Genomic DNA, 12,640 nt, shown 5'->3' on the forward strand with positions numbered 1-12,640 from the left:
CTGCCGCGGTCAGCTATCGGGCGGTCATGGCTGAGTGCCATTACCGCATGGACTGCACTGTATATCGACCGCGGCGGGGCTGTCCTTAAGGAAATGGGGCGGGCCGCCGATGGATGGCGGCCGCGGGGTTCAGGGCTTGAGGATGTTCAGCAGCACCTGGGCGTGTTCGGCGGCGTCCAGCCCCAGGCTGGTCAGGTAGCCGCCGTCGGGCTGGTCGATCAGGCCCTTGGCGTGCAACCGCCCGGCCGCTGCGACGGCCGTCGGGGCCGCGTCATGGTGGATCTTCAGGCCTGCCTGGGTGTTCTCGAGATCGAACAGGGCAAGCAATTCCAGTTCCGCTACCAGCTCTTGGGTGAAGGCCATGGCGACTCCTCGGTGGCGATGTGGCCCCAGTTTAGCCACAGCCACCCCGCGCTCGGCAAGCTCATTCCTCGCCGGGCAGCTGCGGCAATGCGCGCAGGGCCTGCTCGTACCAGGCGCCATCGAAGGCGCGGTCCTCGGCGAGCATCGCCTGGATCTCGTGGGCCAGCACCATGGCCATCATTTCCAGGGCCTCCTCGCGCTCGTAGCCGACCAGGGTCAGCTTGTTGAGCACTGCGCGGGCCGCCGCCGGCTCGCCGCTTTCGATCTGGTTCTCGATGGCCTGGATCAGGGTTTCTGCCGCGAAGGATTCTTCGCCGTCGTCGATGTCGCTCATGCCGGGTGGCTCCGTGCGGGCTTGTGCAGCCGGGGGAAGTTGTCCAACCTGCGCAGACCTGGATGGCCGCAGAAGGACGCGGATGCGACATGATCACCTATTACACCCTCGACGGCGACCGCTTGCAGCGCCACACCGGCGAAGTCGGCGCGGCCATGCCGGCGGGCACGCTGTGGATCGACCTGCTGCACCCCACGGAAGAGGAGGAGCGCCTGCTGGAGTCCTTCATCGAAGTGGACGTGCCGACCCGCGAGGAAATGGCCGAGATCGAGGATTCCTCGCGCTTCTACGAGAGCAAGGGCGCGCTGTACATGACCACCTCGGTGGTCAGCGGCATCCGCGAGCACCGGCCGAACACCGCCGAGGTCACCTGCGTGCTCACCCCGCAGTGGCTGGTGACGGTGCGCTACGCCGACGTGCTGTCGTTCCGCACCTTCGAGACGCGGGTGCAGCGCAGCGGCTGCAAGGGCGCCAGCGACCTGCTGTTCGTCAACCTGATGGACGCGGTGGTGGACCGCATCGCCGACGTGCTGGAGTCGGTGCAGGGCCAGTTGGACACGCTGTCGCGGGACATCTTCACCGACCACGGCGAGCTGCCCCGCTCCCGCGTGCCCAAGACCGACCTGCAGCAGATCGTCAAGCAGTTGGGGCGCACCAACTCGCTGCTGTCCAAGCTCAATGAAAGCCTGCTCAGCGTCAGCCGGCCGCTGGCCTATTTCCGCCAGAGCGGCAATGGCAACGCCTGGATCAGCGAGGAAGCGCGCCTGGGCATGAAGTCGGTGGAGCGCGACGTGCGTTCGCTGGGCGAGTACCAGTCGAAGATGTCCGGCGAGATCACCTTCCTGCTCGATGCCACCCTGGGCCTGATCAACATCGAGCAGAACAGCATCATCAAGGTGTTCTCCATCGCCGCCGTGCTGTTCCTGCCGCCGACCCTGGTGGGCACCGTGTACGGCATGAACTTCCAGCACATGCCGGAACTGGCCTGGGCCAGCGGCTACCCGCTGGCGCTGGTGGCCATGGTGGTCTCGGCGATCATCCCCTACCTCTGGTTCAAGTTCCGCGGCTGGCTGTAGCGCCGCCGGGGCGCGCGGCCTTGATATCGATCAAGATCGCCGCACCCGGCGGCTAGCAGAGTGGGGGAATCGCTCGCCCGAGCCCCCATGTCTCACAGGAGGAGACCATGCCGCAGCCCGATGCCAAGAACCCGCCCGTCCTCGCGGCCCTGGAGGCCCCGACGCCGACCCGCGGCGGCGAGGAAATCCGCGCCCAAAGCCACGGCCCGGTCGCCCTGACCGTGGCCATGGCGCCGCGCGGCAGCAACGAGGATTCCGGCTCCGCCGGCCTGCCTTCGTCCTACCCCTACCGCAAACGCCTGCAGCGCAAGGAATACGAGGCGCTCAAGGCGCAGCTGCAGGTGGAGCTGCTGAAGGTGCAGAGCTGGGTGAAGGAAACCGGGCAGCGCATCGTGGTGCTCTTCGAGGGTCGCGACGCCGCCGGCAAGGGCGGCACCATCAAGCGCTTCATGGAGCACCTGAACCCGCGTGGCGCGCGAGTGGTCGCCCTGGAGAAGCCCAGCGACGCGGAAAGCGGCCAGTGGTACTTCCAGCGCTACGTCCAGCACCTGCCCACCGCGGGCGAAATGGTCTTCTTCGACCGCTCTTGGTACAACCGCGCCGGCGTCGAACGGGTGATGGGTTTCTGCACGCCGCGCCAGTACCTGGAGTTCATGCAGCAGACCCCGGAACTGGAGCGCATGCTGGTGCGCAACGGCATCCAGCTGTTCAAGTACTGGTTCTCGGTCAGCCGCGAGGAGCAGCTGCGGCGCTTCGTGTCGCGCCGCGACGACCCGCTCAAGCACTGGAAGCTGTCGCCCATCGACATCCAGTCGCTGGACCGCTGGGACGACTACACCCAGGCCAAGGAGGCGATGTTCTTCCACACCGACACCGCCGACGCGCCCTGGGTGGTGGTCAAGTCCGACGACAAGAAGCGCGCGCGGCTGAACTGCCTGCGCCACTTCCTGCACACGCTGGACTACCCCGGCAAGGACCTGGCCATCGCCCACGCCCCCGACCCGCTGCTGGTGGGGCGGGCGGACCAGCTGGACCGCGACGAGCTGGCGCGCCCGCATGCCACGCCGCCGCTGCCGCGCCAGGTCGAGGCCAGCGAGAGCGCACCGGCGGCCTGAGGGGCCGCCGGGCCCGCCTCACTGCGCCTGGCTGAGCTGCATGAGCTGGCCGGCCAGCTCGCGGGCGTGGCGTTCGACGATGATCGGCGCCCAGGGCCGGCCGGAGGCGCTGACCAGCGCGTTGCTCTTGCTGTTCATGTCGCCCAGGGCGGTTTCCAGGTAGTTCCAGCGCATCTGCAGCTTGCCGCTCGCCGCGCCCGGCGGCAGGCGCGAGAGGCTGCGGCTGATCAGCGGCAGCAGCGTCTTCTCGTCCTGGCCGAGGTAGCTCTGCGGCGCCTCGCGGGCGATCTCCAGCACGCCCAGGTAGGAACGCGCCAGGTACTGCACGGAAAGGTATTCGATGCGTACCGGCACCTGCCACAGCGGCAGCTCGTCGGCCGCGGACGGCGGCACGAAGCGCTCGACCTGGCCGAGGAAGTCGCGCAGGGCGCGGCTCAGGTCCGGCAGGTAGGTCCAGGGCAGGTCCTCTTCCTTGGGGCCGTAGGTGGTGCCGGCCTGGATCTGCGCGAGCAGCGCCTGGTGGGCCTTGCGCAGGCCGTCGTCGGCCTTGGCGTAGCTTTTGACCGCCGCGTCCAGGGCGGCCAGGTCGGCCTTCAACTGGTTGGCGTGGTTCTCCTGGAAGCCTTCGCCGCGCAACAGCATCAGGCTGCCCAGGGCCCGGCAGGCGTCGACCTGCATGGCCTGCAGCTGTTGCTCGTCGCTGGGCAGGTTGGCCCGGGCGGGCAGGGCGAGGAGGGTGAGAATACAGACGAACAGGTACTGCAGGAGGTATTTGCGGTTCATGGCGGGAGTTTCCCTGTTGTTCTTGTTGGCCGCCTGGCCACGCCTTGGCGGGCGTGGGTGGTTTCGCGAACGGCGCCGGCCTTGCCTGGCCGGCCGGTTACCTGCGAGGGGTCACCGTACCGGGGCGCGCTCCCCCTGGCGCCCCGCCCGATGCTCCGGGCCAGCAAAGGCTAGCGCCTGCGCCGGCCGTTGCAACCGATCGAAAGAGTGATTCGCCGACGCCATCATGCTTCCTCGCCCGCGGCCAGACGCAGGCCGTGGGCGTCGAGAATCTCGATGCCGGCGTAGCTCAGGCGCAGCACGCCGCGGGCTTCCAGCTCCTTGAGCAGGTGGTTGGTGGTCTGCCGCGACAGCCCGAGCATGGCCGCCAGCTGTTCCTGGGGCAGGTGCAGTTCGCGCTGGCTGGCCTGCGCCTCGCCGTAGCTGGCGGCCAGCATCAGCAGGCGCCGCGCCAGGCGCTGGGCGGCCGGCAGCAGGGCCTGTTCCTCCAGCACGGTGAAGGCCAGGCGCAGCTTGTGGCTCATCAGCAGGGCGAAGTCGCGCCAGTACTGCGGCTTTTCGGCGAGCAGCGCGTGCAGCGCCGGCAGCGGCACCTGCAGCAGGGTGGTGGGGCCTTCGGCGTAGGCGTCGTGGGTGCGCGGCTGGCCGTCGAACAGGCAGATCTCGCCGAACCAGTTGGGCGCTTCCACCAGGGCCAGCAGCGCCTCCTTGCCGCTGGCGCCCACCGCGCCGACGCGCATCCTGCCTTCGACCACGCAATACAGCCCGCAGGGCGCGTCGCCGCGGGCGAACAGGCGCTGCCCGGCGGGCAGGCGGCGGACGATGGCGGCCTGGCCGAGGGCTTCGCGCAGTTCGGCGGGCAGGTGCTGGAACCAGCGGCCGGAGGCGATGCGTTGCAGGCAGTCGGCGGTGTCGGGCATGGGCTTTGTCGGCTAGTTGACAGAGTGGTACGGCAGTCCAAGCCATGATGCCAGTACCTTGCCCGAGAACGACAGAACAATGAAAACACTCGTCGATCACTTGGCGCAGTACGCGGCCTACCACCGCGACCGCCGCAACATCCTCAGCCACTTCATCGGCATCCCGATGATCGTCCTGTCCATCGCCGTGCTGCTGTCGCGCCCGGGTCTTGAGGCCGGCGGCCTGTTGCTGGCCCCGGCGACCCTGCTGGCGCTGGCCGCGCTGGCGTTCTACCTGCGCCTGGACCTGCGCTTCGGCCTGCTCATGGGCGTGCTCCTGGCGCTGTCGCTGTGGGCCGGCGCGGTGCTGGCCGCGGGCTCCACCGCCAGTTGGCTGGCCTGGGGCATCGGCCTGTTCGTGGTGGGCTGGGTCATCCAGTTCGTCGGCCACTGGTACGAGGGGCGCAAGCCGGCCTTCGTCGACGACCTGGTGGGGCTGGTGGTCGGCCCGCTGTTCGTCGCCGCCGAGGCGGCCTTCCTGCTCGGCCTGCGCGACGAGGTGCGCCGCGCCGTGGAAGAGCGCGCCGGGCCGACCTGCATCCGCGAGCGCAAGGCGGCTGCCTGATCTCCCCTAGCCCGCGCCGGTGAGCCGGCGCAGGATTTCCGCGCTGCGCGCATCGGCGGGGAAGAAGGTCTCCAGCGCCAGTTCCGAGAGCGTCACGTCCACCGGCGTGCCGAACACCGTGATGGTGCCGATCAGGCTGAGCACGCCCAGCTCGGTGTTCAGTTGCACCGGTATCAGCACCATGTCGCCGCTGGCCTGCTCTTCGTGGGGCGGCGCCGGGTAGAGCGCGAGTTCGTCGCGCAGGGCCTGCAACTGCGGGTCGCCGCTGGCGTCGATGTCCCGCTGCAGGCGCGCCATCACGTGCGCCTTCCATGGCCCCAGGTTGAGAATGTTCGGCGCCAGGCCGCGCGGGTGCAGGCTCATGCGCAGCACGTTGCAGGGCGCGGCGAGCAGCTCGGGGGCCACGCCGATGAGGAAGACGCTCACCGCGTGGTTGGAGGCCAGCAGGTTCCAGTGGCGGTCCACCACCATCGCCGGGTTCGGTTCGTGGGCCTTGAGCAACTGGTCGATGGCCTGCCGCGCCACGGTCAGCGCCGGGTCGTCCAGCGCCCGCTCGGAATACACAGGCGCGTAACCGGCGGCGCCGAGCAGGCGGTTGCGCTCGCGCAGCGGGATGTCCAGCTGTTCGGCCAGGTGCAGGAGCATCTCGCGGCTGGGCAGGGCGCGGCCGGTCTCGACGAAGCTCAGGTGGCGCGTGGAGATGTCCGCGTCGCAGGCCAGGTCGAGCTGGCTGAGGCGGCGGCGCTGGCGCCATTGGCGCAGCAGGGCGCCGACGGGGAGGGTTTGGCTGTCCATGGGAACGAACGATAGACCTCCGTCCGGGGCCCGGCCATTACCTGGCAGGTAATCGACGCTGTGCCCGCCGCGGCGGATTCTTCGGCCAGGCGCCGCGGACCGGCGGCGCTTCGTTCAGGAGGATTCGCCATGACTCTGCTGCAACCGTCCCCGCTGCTCCGCCGTTCCCTGCAACTCGACGCCCTCGCCGGCGGCGCCACCGGCCTGCTGCTGGCGCTGGCCGCCAACCCGCTGAGCGGCCTGCTCGGCTTGCCCGTGGTACTGCTGATGGTGGCCGGCATCCTGCTGCTGCCCCTCGCCCTGGTGCTGGCCTGGATGGCCAATTGCGAGGTGCTGCCGCGCGCCGGCGTCTGGGCGGTGATCGCCGTCAACCTGCTGTGGGTGGTGGAAAGCCTGGGCCTGCTGGCCAGCGGCTGGGTGCAGCCGACCGTGCTGGGCTGCGCCTTCGTCATCGGCCAGGCGCTGGTGGTCGGGGTGCTGGCCGAGCTTGAGTTCTTCGGCCTGCGCCGCTCCGCCGCGCTGCATACCCTGTGAGGCCCGAGGGGCGGCCTTGCGGGGCCGCCCTTCGCTTCAGGCCAGCGCCTCGCGGACGAAGTCCAGGCGGTCCTGGCCGAAGAACATCTCCTCGCCGACGAACAGGGTCGGCGCGCCGAACATGCCGCGCTTGATGGCCGCCTCGGTGTTGGCCTTGAGCGCGTCCTTCACTTCCTGCTCCGCCGCCAGCGCCAGCAGCGCCTGTGGATCGAAGCCGGCCTCGGCCAGCAGCGGGCCCAGCACCGCCGCGTCGCCCAGGTTCAGGGCGTCCACCCACATGCCCTTGAACACGCAGGCCAACAGCGCCTCGAAGCGTTCCGGCTGGCGCAGCTGCACGCCGGTGGCGGCGCGCATCAGCAGCAGGGTGTTGATCGGGAAGTGCGGGTTCATCTTCAGCGGCACGCCGTAGCGGCGGGCGAAGCGCTGCATGTCGATCAGGGTGTAGCGGCCCTTGGCCGGGACGGCGATCGGCGAGGCGTTGCCGGTGGCCTGGAACACCCCGCCCAGCAGCACCGGGCGGTAGACCAGCTCGGCGCCTGCCGCGGCACAGATGCCCGGCAGCTGGGTGTAGGCCAGGTAGGAGGTGGGGCTGCCGAAGTCGAAGTAGAACTCGACGCTTTTGCTCATGGGTGATCCCTCTTTGTTGTCGTTGTGGATTACCAGCGTTCCATCCAGGGCCGCAGGTCCAGCTCGAAGGTCCAGGCGTCGCGCGGCTGGCTGTGCAGGTACCAGTAGTTGTCGGCGATGTGCTCGGGGTCGAGGATGCCGTCCTGGTCTTTCTGCGCGTACTTCTCCGGGAAGTTGTCGCGGATGAACTCAGTGTCGATGGCGCCATCCACCACCACGTGGGCCACGTGCAGGCCCATGGGCCCCAGCTCGCGGGCCATGCTCTGGGCCAGGGCGCGGATGCCGTGCTTGGCCCCGGCGAAGGCGGCGAACCCGGCGGCGCCGCGCAGGCCGGCGGTGGCGCCGGTGAAGAGCAGGGTGCCACGCTGGCGCGCGACCATGCGCCGGGCCACCGCCTGGCCGGTGAGGAAGCCGGAGAAGCAGGCCATTTCCCAGATCTTGAAGTACTTGCGCGCGGTCTCGTCGAGGATGCTGCAGGGCACGTTGGCGCCGATGTTGAAGACGAAGGCCTCGATGGGGCCGATGTCGCGCTCGATGGTCTCCACCAGTTCCGCCACCTGCTCCTCCTTGCGCGCGTCCGAGGCGAAGCCGTGGGCCTCGCCGCCCTCGGCGCGGATGGCGTCGACCAGCGGTTGCAGCTTGTCCGCCGAGCGGCGGGTGACGCAGGCGACGTAGCCCTCGCGGGCGAAGCGGCGGGCGATGGCGCCGCCGGTGGCGTCCCCGGCGCCGATCACCAGCACCACTTTCTTTTCGTTGGGGGAGGCAGCGCTCATGTTCGTTTCCTCTGTTCGTATGGGTAAACGATCGTTTGGTAAACGGACGTTATGTTATGCTTCCGGCAGCCGTCAAGCCGTTTCCGGAGCCCACGCCATGCGCTACTCAGCCAGCCACAAGGAAGAAACCCGCCAGCGCCTGCTGGAGAGCAGCGGCGCCATCGCCAAGCGCGAGGGCTTCGCCAGCGTCGGTGTGGACGCGCTGATGAAGGCGGTGGGGCTGAGCGGCGGTGCCTTCTACAACCATTTCCCGTCCAAGGATGCGCTGTTCGCCGCCATCGTCGAACGCGAACTGACGCGCAGCGCCGAGCGCCTGGGCAAGGCCGGCGACAGCCACGGCCGCGAGCGCCTGGAGCGCTGCCTGCAGCGTTACCTGACGCTGGCCCACGTGCAGAACGTCGACGGCGGCTGCGCCATTCCCGCTCTGGGCGCGGACATCGCCCGCGCCGACGAGCAGGTGCGCGGCACGGTGGAGGCGGCGATGCTCGGGCTGCAGCAGGCCTGGGCGGAGGAACTGGGGAATGCGGAGGACGCCTGGGCGATGCTTGCCCAGTGCGTGGGGGCGTTGTTGCTGGCGCGGATGACGGCCAGCGAGGAGACGCAGCGGGCGATCATCGAGTCGAGTAAAGCGTTCCTGCTGCGGCGGTTGGAGGATGGGGTTTCTTCGTAGGAGCGAGCTTGCTCGCGAACGGTGCCTCCCGGAAACATCGGTACCAACCGGAACACCGCCCCTCTCCCCAGCCCTCTCCCTGAAGGGAGAGGGGGCTAGTCCGTGCCGGCGTGAAGGCCGTGCCTCATGGAGGTATTAGGCGTTATGCGTAGTGTCAGGGAGAGCTGAAAAATCAGCACACGCCGAACGGCCCCTCTCCCTGAAGGGAGGGCTAGTCCGTGCCGGCGCGAAGGCCGTGCCTCATGGGGGTATCAGGCGTTATGCGTAGTGTCAGGGAGAGCTGAAAAATCAGCACACGCCGAACGGCCCCCTCTCCCTTCAGGGAGAGGGCTGGGGAGAGGGAGCGGAGTCAATCCAAAGCACCGTAGCCAGAGGGAGACACCATTCGCGAGCAAGCTCGCTCCTACGAAAAGCCCCCAGAGCCCCAGGGCCTCAGAGCCCCCGCAGGGCCAGGTCCGCACCAAGCAACAACAACCCCCCGAAGAAGCACCGGCGAAAGGCCGTCGGGCTGATGCGGTTGCGCAGCCACTGCCCCAGGTACATCCCCGCCAATGCCGGCAGCAGCGCCAGCAACGACACTCCCAGCACCGATGCATGCAACAGCGAGCCCTGCTGCCCGAGGGTGAGCGCCAGGGCCAGGGTGGAGACGGTGAAGGACAGCCCGAGGGCCTGCACCAGGTCGTCCTTCTCCAGGCCCAGCGCCTGCAGGTAAGGCACCGCGGGGATCACGAAGACGCCGGTGACCGCGGTGACGGCGCCGGTGGCCAGGCCGATCAGCGGCGACAGCCAGGCCTCGTGTGCCGGCGCCACCTGGAAGCGCTTCGCCGACAGCCCGAGCAGCGCATAGAGGACCAGCGCCACGCCCAGCAGCGGCGTGGCCGCCGCCCAGTGTTCGCCGCCCAGCCACCAGCCCACGGCCAGGGTGCCGGCGACGATGCCGGCGAGCATGCCCCACATCCGCCTGAGCAGCCCGAGGAAGCGCGGCCCGGCGGCCAGTTGCCAGACGTTGGTGACGGTGGAGGGCACCACCAGGATGGCCGCCGCCTGCATCGGCGGCATCAGCAGCCCGAGCAGGCCGACCGCCACCGTCGGCAGGCCGAGGCCGACCACGCCCTTGACCAGGCCGGCGAGGAGGAAGGTAAGGACGATCAGGTCCAGGTGCGCGGGCAGCGAGTCGAACATGGGCGGGCCTTGCCTTGGCGGTGGAGCGGGGCAGGATACCCGCAAACGAAGAACCCCGCCGTGGCGGGGTTCTTCTTCGACGGGCGGTGGCTCAGATATTGGCCACCTGCTGGTAGGCCTTGGGCTTGAAGTACAGCGTCTCGCCGCGGGCCAGGCCGACCAGGCTGTCGTGGTCCTTGACCACCTCGGCCTCGATCAGCTCGTCCTGGCCGTCCACCTTCAGCGTCACCCGGGTGATCGCGCCCAGCGGGCGGATGTCGCGGACTTCCGCCGCGCGGTGCGCTTCCACCGCCTGGCGCGACAGCGAGACCTCGTGCGGGCGGAACAGCAGGTGCTCGTCGTTGCCCAGGTGCAGGCGGTTGGAGTCGCCGAGGAAGTGGTAGACGAAGTCGCTGGCCGGGTTCTCGTAGACCTCGCCCGGCGAGCCGATCTGCTCGATCACGCCCTTGTTCATCACCACGATGCGGTCGGCGACTTCCATCGCCTCTTCCTGGTCGTGGGTGACGAACACGGAGGTGAGGTTGATCTCCTCGTGCAGGCGCGCCAGCCAGCGGCGCAGCTCCTTGCGCACCTTGGCGTCGAGGGCGCCGAAGGGTTCGTCCAGCAGCAGGATCTTCGGCTCCACCGCCAGGGCGCGGGCCAGGGCGATGCGCTGGCGCTGGCCGCCGGAGAGCTGTTCCGGGTAGCGGTCGGCGAGCCAGTCCAGCTGCACCATGTTCAGCAGCTCGTGGACCTTCTCGGCGATGCGGGTTTCGCTCGGACGCTCCTTCTTGGCCTTCATGCGCAGGCCGAAGGCGACGTTGTCGAACACCGTCATGTGGCGGAACAGCGCGTAGTGCTGGAACACGAAGCCGACGTTGCGGTCGCGCACGTCGTGCTGCGAGACGTCCTCGCCGTGGAACACGATGTTGCCGGCGTCCGGCGTCTCCAGGCCGGCGATGATCCGCAGCAGGGTGGTCTTGCCGCAGCCGGAGGGGCCGAGCAGGGCCACCAGCTCGCCGCTGTGGATGTCCAGGTTGATGTCGTCGAGCGCCTTGAAGGCGTTGAAGTTCTTGCTGACGTTACGGATTTCGATACTCATGGCTTATTCCTCGTCAGCTTTGACTTTCAATCGGGACAGGCGCGACTCGCTCCACTGCTTGAGCAGCAGGATGACCAGGGCCATCAGCAGCAGCAGGGTGGCGACGCTGAAAGCGGCGACGTGATTGTATTCGTTGTAGAGGATCTCGACGTGCAGCGGCAGGGTGTTGGTGACGCCGCGGATGTGCCCGGAAACCACCGACACCGCGCCGAACTCGCCCATCGCCCGCGCGGTGCACAGCACCACGCCGTAGATCAGGCCCCATTTGATGTTCGGCAGGGTCACGTGCCAGAACATCTGCCAGCCGTTGGCGCCGAGCAGGCGCGCGGCCTCTTCCTCCTGGGTGCCCTGTTCCTGCATCAGCGGGATCAGTTCGCGGGCGACAAAGGGGAAGGTGACGAAAATGGTGGCCAGGACGATGCCGGGCACGGCGAAGACGATCTGGATGTCGTGGTCGCTGAGCCACGGCCCGAAGTAGCCCTGGGCGCCGAACAGCAGCACGTAGATCAGGCCGGCGATCACCGGCGAGACCGAGAACGGCAGGTCGATCAGCGTCACCAGGATGCTCTTGCCGGGGAACTCGAACTTGGTCACGCACCAGGCGGCGGCCACGCCGAACACCAGGTTCAGCGGCACCGAGATGCCCACGGCGATCAGCGTGAGTTTCAGCGCGGCCAGGGCGTCGGGCTCGATGATGGCCTCGAGGAAGGTGCCGAAGCCCTGCTTCAGCGCCTCGCTCAGGACCACGAACAGCGGCATCAGCAGGAACAGGGCAAAGGCCAGCCAGGCCAGGCCGATGAGCGCCCGGCGGCCCCAGGGGTTGCCACGCCGGGCGGCGTTCGCCGCTTGTGCGGTGGAAAGCGTTACGGAACTCATGGCGCGCTCCTTACGGGGTCTCGATGCGGCGTTGCAGCAGGTTGATCAGCAGCAGCAGGACGAAGGCCACCACCAGCATCAGCACGCCGATGGCGGTGGCGCCGGTGTAGTCGTACTGGTCCAGCTTGACCATGATCAGCAGCGGCAGGATCTCGGTCTTCATCGGCATGTTGCCGGCGATGAAGATCACCGAGCCGTACTCGCCGACGCCGCGGGCGAAGGCCAGGGCGAAGCCGGTCAGCCAGGCCGGCAGCAGCGCCGGCAGCAGCACGTGGCGGAACACCTGCAGCGGCTTGGCGCCCAGGCAGGCGGCGGCTTCCTCGACCTCGCGGGGGATGTCCGCCAGCACCGGCTGCACCGTGCGCACCACGAAGGGCAGGACCACGAAGGTCAGCGCCAGGGTGATGCCCAGCGGGGTGTAGGCGATCTTGAAGCCCAGCTCGGTGGCGAAGCGGCCGATCATGCCGTTGGGGGCGTAGAGCGCGGTCAGGGCGATGCCGGCCACGGCGGTGGGCAGGGCGAAGGGCAGGTCGATCATGGCGTCGATGATCTTGCGCCCGGGGAACCGGTAGCGCACCAGCACCCAGGCCAGCAGAGTGCCGATCACGCCGTTGATCAGGGCGGCGATCAGCGCGGTGCCGAAGCTCAGCTTGAGCGCGGCGAGCACGCGCGGGGCGGTGATGATGGTCCAGAACTGTTCCCAGCTGAGCTCGGTGGTCTTGAGGAACAGGGCCCCCAGCGGAATCAGCACCAACAGGCTGAGATACACCAGGGTGTAGCCCAGAGTCAGCCCGAAGCCGGGTATGACCGGGGAGATGCGTCGTGACATTGAAACCTCGTTAGCTGAAAGCCGGAAGCTGGAAGCCTGAAGCTGAAAGCGGTGCCGAGGTCGACTTCCAGCTTCGCG

The 12,640-nt window shown here is 68.6% G+C and carries 16 protein-coding genes; 5 read left to right on the forward strand and 11 right to left on the reverse strand.

Translation table 11 applies throughout. The features are described from left to right. Window positions 1–129: 129 nt before the first annotated feature. Window positions 130–363 (reverse strand): TIGR02647 family protein, encoded by a 234-nt coding sequence (locus QSJ95_RS21560; protein ID WP_043268180.1) that lies wholly within the window; start codon window positions 361–363, stop codon window positions 130–132. 61 nt (window positions 364–424) lie between these two features. Then, window positions 425–697, reverse strand: coding sequence for a hypothetical protein (locus tag QSJ95_RS21565; RefSeq protein WP_009614038.1), 273 nt, complete (start codon window positions 695–697; stop codon window positions 425–427). Window positions 698–786: 89 nt separating this feature from the next. Here QSJ95_RS21565 and QSJ95_RS21570 point away from each other — a divergent pair, with 89 nt between their 5' ends. Continuing rightward, window positions 787–1,773 (forward strand): magnesium transporter CorA family protein, encoded by a 987-nt coding sequence (locus tag QSJ95_RS21570; RefSeq protein WP_043315036.1) that lies wholly within the window; start codon window positions 787–789, stop codon window positions 1,771–1,773. Between the two features lie 227 nt (window positions 1,774–2,000). Next, window positions 2,001–2,888, forward strand: a complete 888-nt coding sequence (gene ppk2 / locus QSJ95_RS21575; protein ID WP_232244603.1) for a polyphosphate kinase 2 — start codon at window positions 2,001–2,003, stop codon at window positions 2,886–2,888. An 18-nt stretch (window positions 2,889–2,906) separates the two neighbouring features. Here ppk2 and QSJ95_RS21580 read toward each other — a convergent pair whose 3' ends face one another. Next, window positions 2,907–3,671, reverse strand: coding sequence for a hypothetical protein (locus tag QSJ95_RS21580; RefSeq protein WP_043315038.1), 765 nt, complete (start codon window positions 3,669–3,671; stop codon window positions 2,907–2,909). A gap of 224 nt (window positions 3,672–3,895) precedes the next feature. Further along, a complete protein-coding gene (locus QSJ95_RS21585) occupies window positions 3,896–4,591 on the reverse strand; it encodes a Crp/Fnr family transcriptional regulator (protein WP_043315039.1) in 696 nt (231 codons plus the stop codon). A 79-nt stretch (window positions 4,592–4,670) separates the two neighbouring features. Here QSJ95_RS21585 and QSJ95_RS21590 point away from each other — a divergent pair, with 79 nt between their 5' ends. Continuing rightward, the gene (locus QSJ95_RS21590; protein WP_285645203.1) at window positions 4,671–5,195 is read left to right on the forward strand and encodes an Mpo1 family 2-hydroxy fatty acid dioxygenase; all 525 of its coding nucleotides are present in this window, start codon (window positions 4,671–4,673) and stop codon (window positions 5,193–5,195) included. 6 nt (window positions 5,196–5,201) lie between these two features. On the opposite strand, the gene QSJ95_RS21595 is transcribed toward QSJ95_RS21590, so the two are convergent. Further along, window positions 5,202–5,990 (reverse strand): MmyB family transcriptional regulator, encoded by a 789-nt coding sequence (locus tag QSJ95_RS21595; protein ID WP_043268189.1) that lies wholly within the window; start codon window positions 5,988–5,990, stop codon window positions 5,202–5,204. A 129-nt stretch (window positions 5,991–6,119) separates the two neighbouring features. Here QSJ95_RS21595 and QSJ95_RS21600 point away from each other — a divergent pair, with 129 nt between their 5' ends. Next, window positions 6,120–6,524, forward strand: a complete 405-nt coding sequence (locus QSJ95_RS21600) for a hypothetical protein (RefSeq protein WP_058488059.1) — start codon at window positions 6,120–6,122, stop codon at window positions 6,522–6,524. A gap of 36 nt (window positions 6,525–6,560) precedes the next feature. On the opposite strand, the gene QSJ95_RS21605 is transcribed toward QSJ95_RS21600, so the two are convergent. Then, window positions 6,561–7,151, reverse strand: coding sequence for a 2-hydroxychromene-2-carboxylate isomerase (locus QSJ95_RS21605; RefSeq protein WP_058488060.1), 591 nt, complete (start codon window positions 7,149–7,151; stop codon window positions 6,561–6,563). A 29-nt stretch (window positions 7,152–7,180) separates the two neighbouring features. Beyond that, window positions 7,181–7,924 (reverse strand): SDR family oxidoreductase, encoded by a 744-nt coding sequence (locus tag QSJ95_RS21610; protein WP_061563079.1) that lies wholly within the window; start codon window positions 7,922–7,924, stop codon window positions 7,181–7,183. A gap of 97 nt (window positions 7,925–8,021) precedes the next feature. Here QSJ95_RS21610 and QSJ95_RS21615 point away from each other — a divergent pair, with 97 nt between their 5' ends. After that, complete coding sequence (locus QSJ95_RS21615; RefSeq protein WP_069863029.1) at window positions 8,022–8,594, forward strand: TetR/AcrR family transcriptional regulator; 573 nt, start codon at window positions 8,022–8,024, stop codon at window positions 8,592–8,594. A gap of 432 nt (window positions 8,595–9,026) precedes the next feature. On the opposite strand, the gene QSJ95_RS21620 is transcribed toward QSJ95_RS21615, so the two are convergent. From QSJ95_RS21620 to cysT, 4 genes are all read right to left on the reverse strand, one after another. Continuing rightward, the gene (locus tag QSJ95_RS21620) at window positions 9,027–9,776 is read right to left on the reverse strand and encodes a sulfite exporter TauE/SafE family protein (protein WP_253392400.1); all 750 of its coding nucleotides are present in this window, start codon (window positions 9,774–9,776) and stop codon (window positions 9,027–9,029) included. A 91-nt stretch (window positions 9,777–9,867) separates the two neighbouring features. Next, the gene (locus QSJ95_RS21625; protein ID WP_285645210.1) at window positions 9,868–10,857 is read right to left on the reverse strand and encodes a sulfate/molybdate ABC transporter ATP-binding protein; all 990 of its coding nucleotides are present in this window, start codon (window positions 10,855–10,857) and stop codon (window positions 9,868–9,870) included. 3 nt (window positions 10,858–10,860) lie between these two features. After that, window positions 10,861–11,733, reverse strand: a complete 873-nt coding sequence (gene cysW / locus QSJ95_RS21630; RefSeq protein WP_285645212.1) for a sulfate ABC transporter permease subunit CysW — start codon at window positions 11,731–11,733, stop codon at window positions 10,861–10,863. A 10-nt stretch (window positions 11,734–11,743) separates the two neighbouring features. Continuing rightward, a complete protein-coding gene (cysT, locus tag QSJ95_RS21635; RefSeq protein WP_009614019.1) occupies window positions 11,744–12,562 on the reverse strand; it encodes a sulfate ABC transporter permease subunit CysT in 819 nt (272 codons plus the stop codon). Between the last annotated feature and the right edge of the window lie 78 nt (window positions 12,563–12,640).

The organism is Pseudomonas sp. NBRC 100443 (assembly GCF_030268185.1).
Classification (GTDB): Bacteria; Pseudomonadota; Gammaproteobacteria; order Pseudomonadales; family Pseudomonadaceae; genus Pseudomonas; species Pseudomonas citronellolis.

What these genes read in the sequence shown, in the direction of transcription:
- QSJ95_RS21590 (WP_285645203.1), top strand. Translation starts at nt 4,671, where the DNA reads ATGAAAACACTCGTCGATCACTTGGCGCAGTACGCGGCCTACCACCGC.
- cysW (WP_285645212.1), bottom strand. Translation starts at nt 11,733, where the DNA reads ATGAGTTCCGTAACGCTTTCCACCGCACAAGCGGCGAACGCCGCCCGG.
- cysT (WP_009614019.1), bottom strand. Translation starts at nt 12,562, where the DNA reads ATGTCACGACGCATCTCCCCGGTCATACCCGGCTTCGGGCTGACTCTG.
- QSJ95_RS21595 (WP_043268189.1), bottom strand. Translation starts at nt 5,990, where the DNA reads ATGGACAGCCAAACCCTCCCCGTCGGCGCCCTGCTGCGCCAATGGCGC.
- QSJ95_RS21615 (WP_069863029.1), top strand. Translation starts at nt 8,022, where the DNA reads ATGCGCTACTCAGCCAGCCACAAGGAAGAAACCCGCCAGCGCCTGCTG.
- QSJ95_RS21560 (WP_043268180.1), bottom strand. Translation starts at nt 363, where the DNA reads ATGGCCTTCACCCAAGAGCTGGTAGCGGAACTGGAATTGCTTGCCCTG.
- QSJ95_RS21625 (WP_285645210.1), bottom strand. Translation starts at nt 10,857, where the DNA reads ATGAGTATCGAAATCCGTAACGTCAGCAAGAACTTCAACGCCTTCAAG.
- QSJ95_RS21570 (WP_043315036.1), top strand. Translation starts at nt 787, where the DNA reads ATGATCACCTATTACACCCTCGACGGCGACCGCTTGCAGCGCCACACC.
- QSJ95_RS21600 (WP_058488059.1), top strand. Translation starts at nt 6,120, where the DNA reads ATGACTCTGCTGCAACCGTCCCCGCTGCTCCGCCGTTCCCTGCAACTC.
- QSJ95_RS21605 (WP_058488060.1), bottom strand. Translation starts at nt 7,151, where the DNA reads ATGAGCAAAAGCGTCGAGTTCTACTTCGACTTCGGCAGCCCCACCTCC.
- QSJ95_RS21620 (WP_253392400.1), bottom strand. Translation starts at nt 9,776, where the DNA reads ATGTTCGACTCGCTGCCCGCGCACCTGGACCTGATCGTCCTTACCTTC.
- QSJ95_RS21610 (WP_061563079.1), bottom strand. Translation starts at nt 7,924, where the DNA reads ATGAGCGCTGCCTCCCCCAACGAAAAGAAAGTGGTGCTGGTGATCGGC.
- QSJ95_RS21585 (WP_043315039.1), bottom strand. Translation starts at nt 4,591, where the DNA reads ATGCCCGACACCGCCGACTGCCTGCAACGCATCGCCTCCGGCCGCTGG.
- QSJ95_RS21565 (WP_009614038.1), bottom strand. Translation starts at nt 697, where the DNA reads ATGAGCGACATCGACGACGGCGAAGAATCCTTCGCGGCAGAAACCCTG.
- ppk2 (WP_232244603.1), top strand. Translation starts at nt 2,001, where the DNA reads ATGGCGCCGCGCGGCAGCAACGAGGATTCCGGCTCCGCCGGCCTGCCT.
- QSJ95_RS21580 (WP_043315038.1), bottom strand. Translation starts at nt 3,671, where the DNA reads ATGAACCGCAAATACCTCCTGCAGTACCTGTTCGTCTGTATTCTCACC.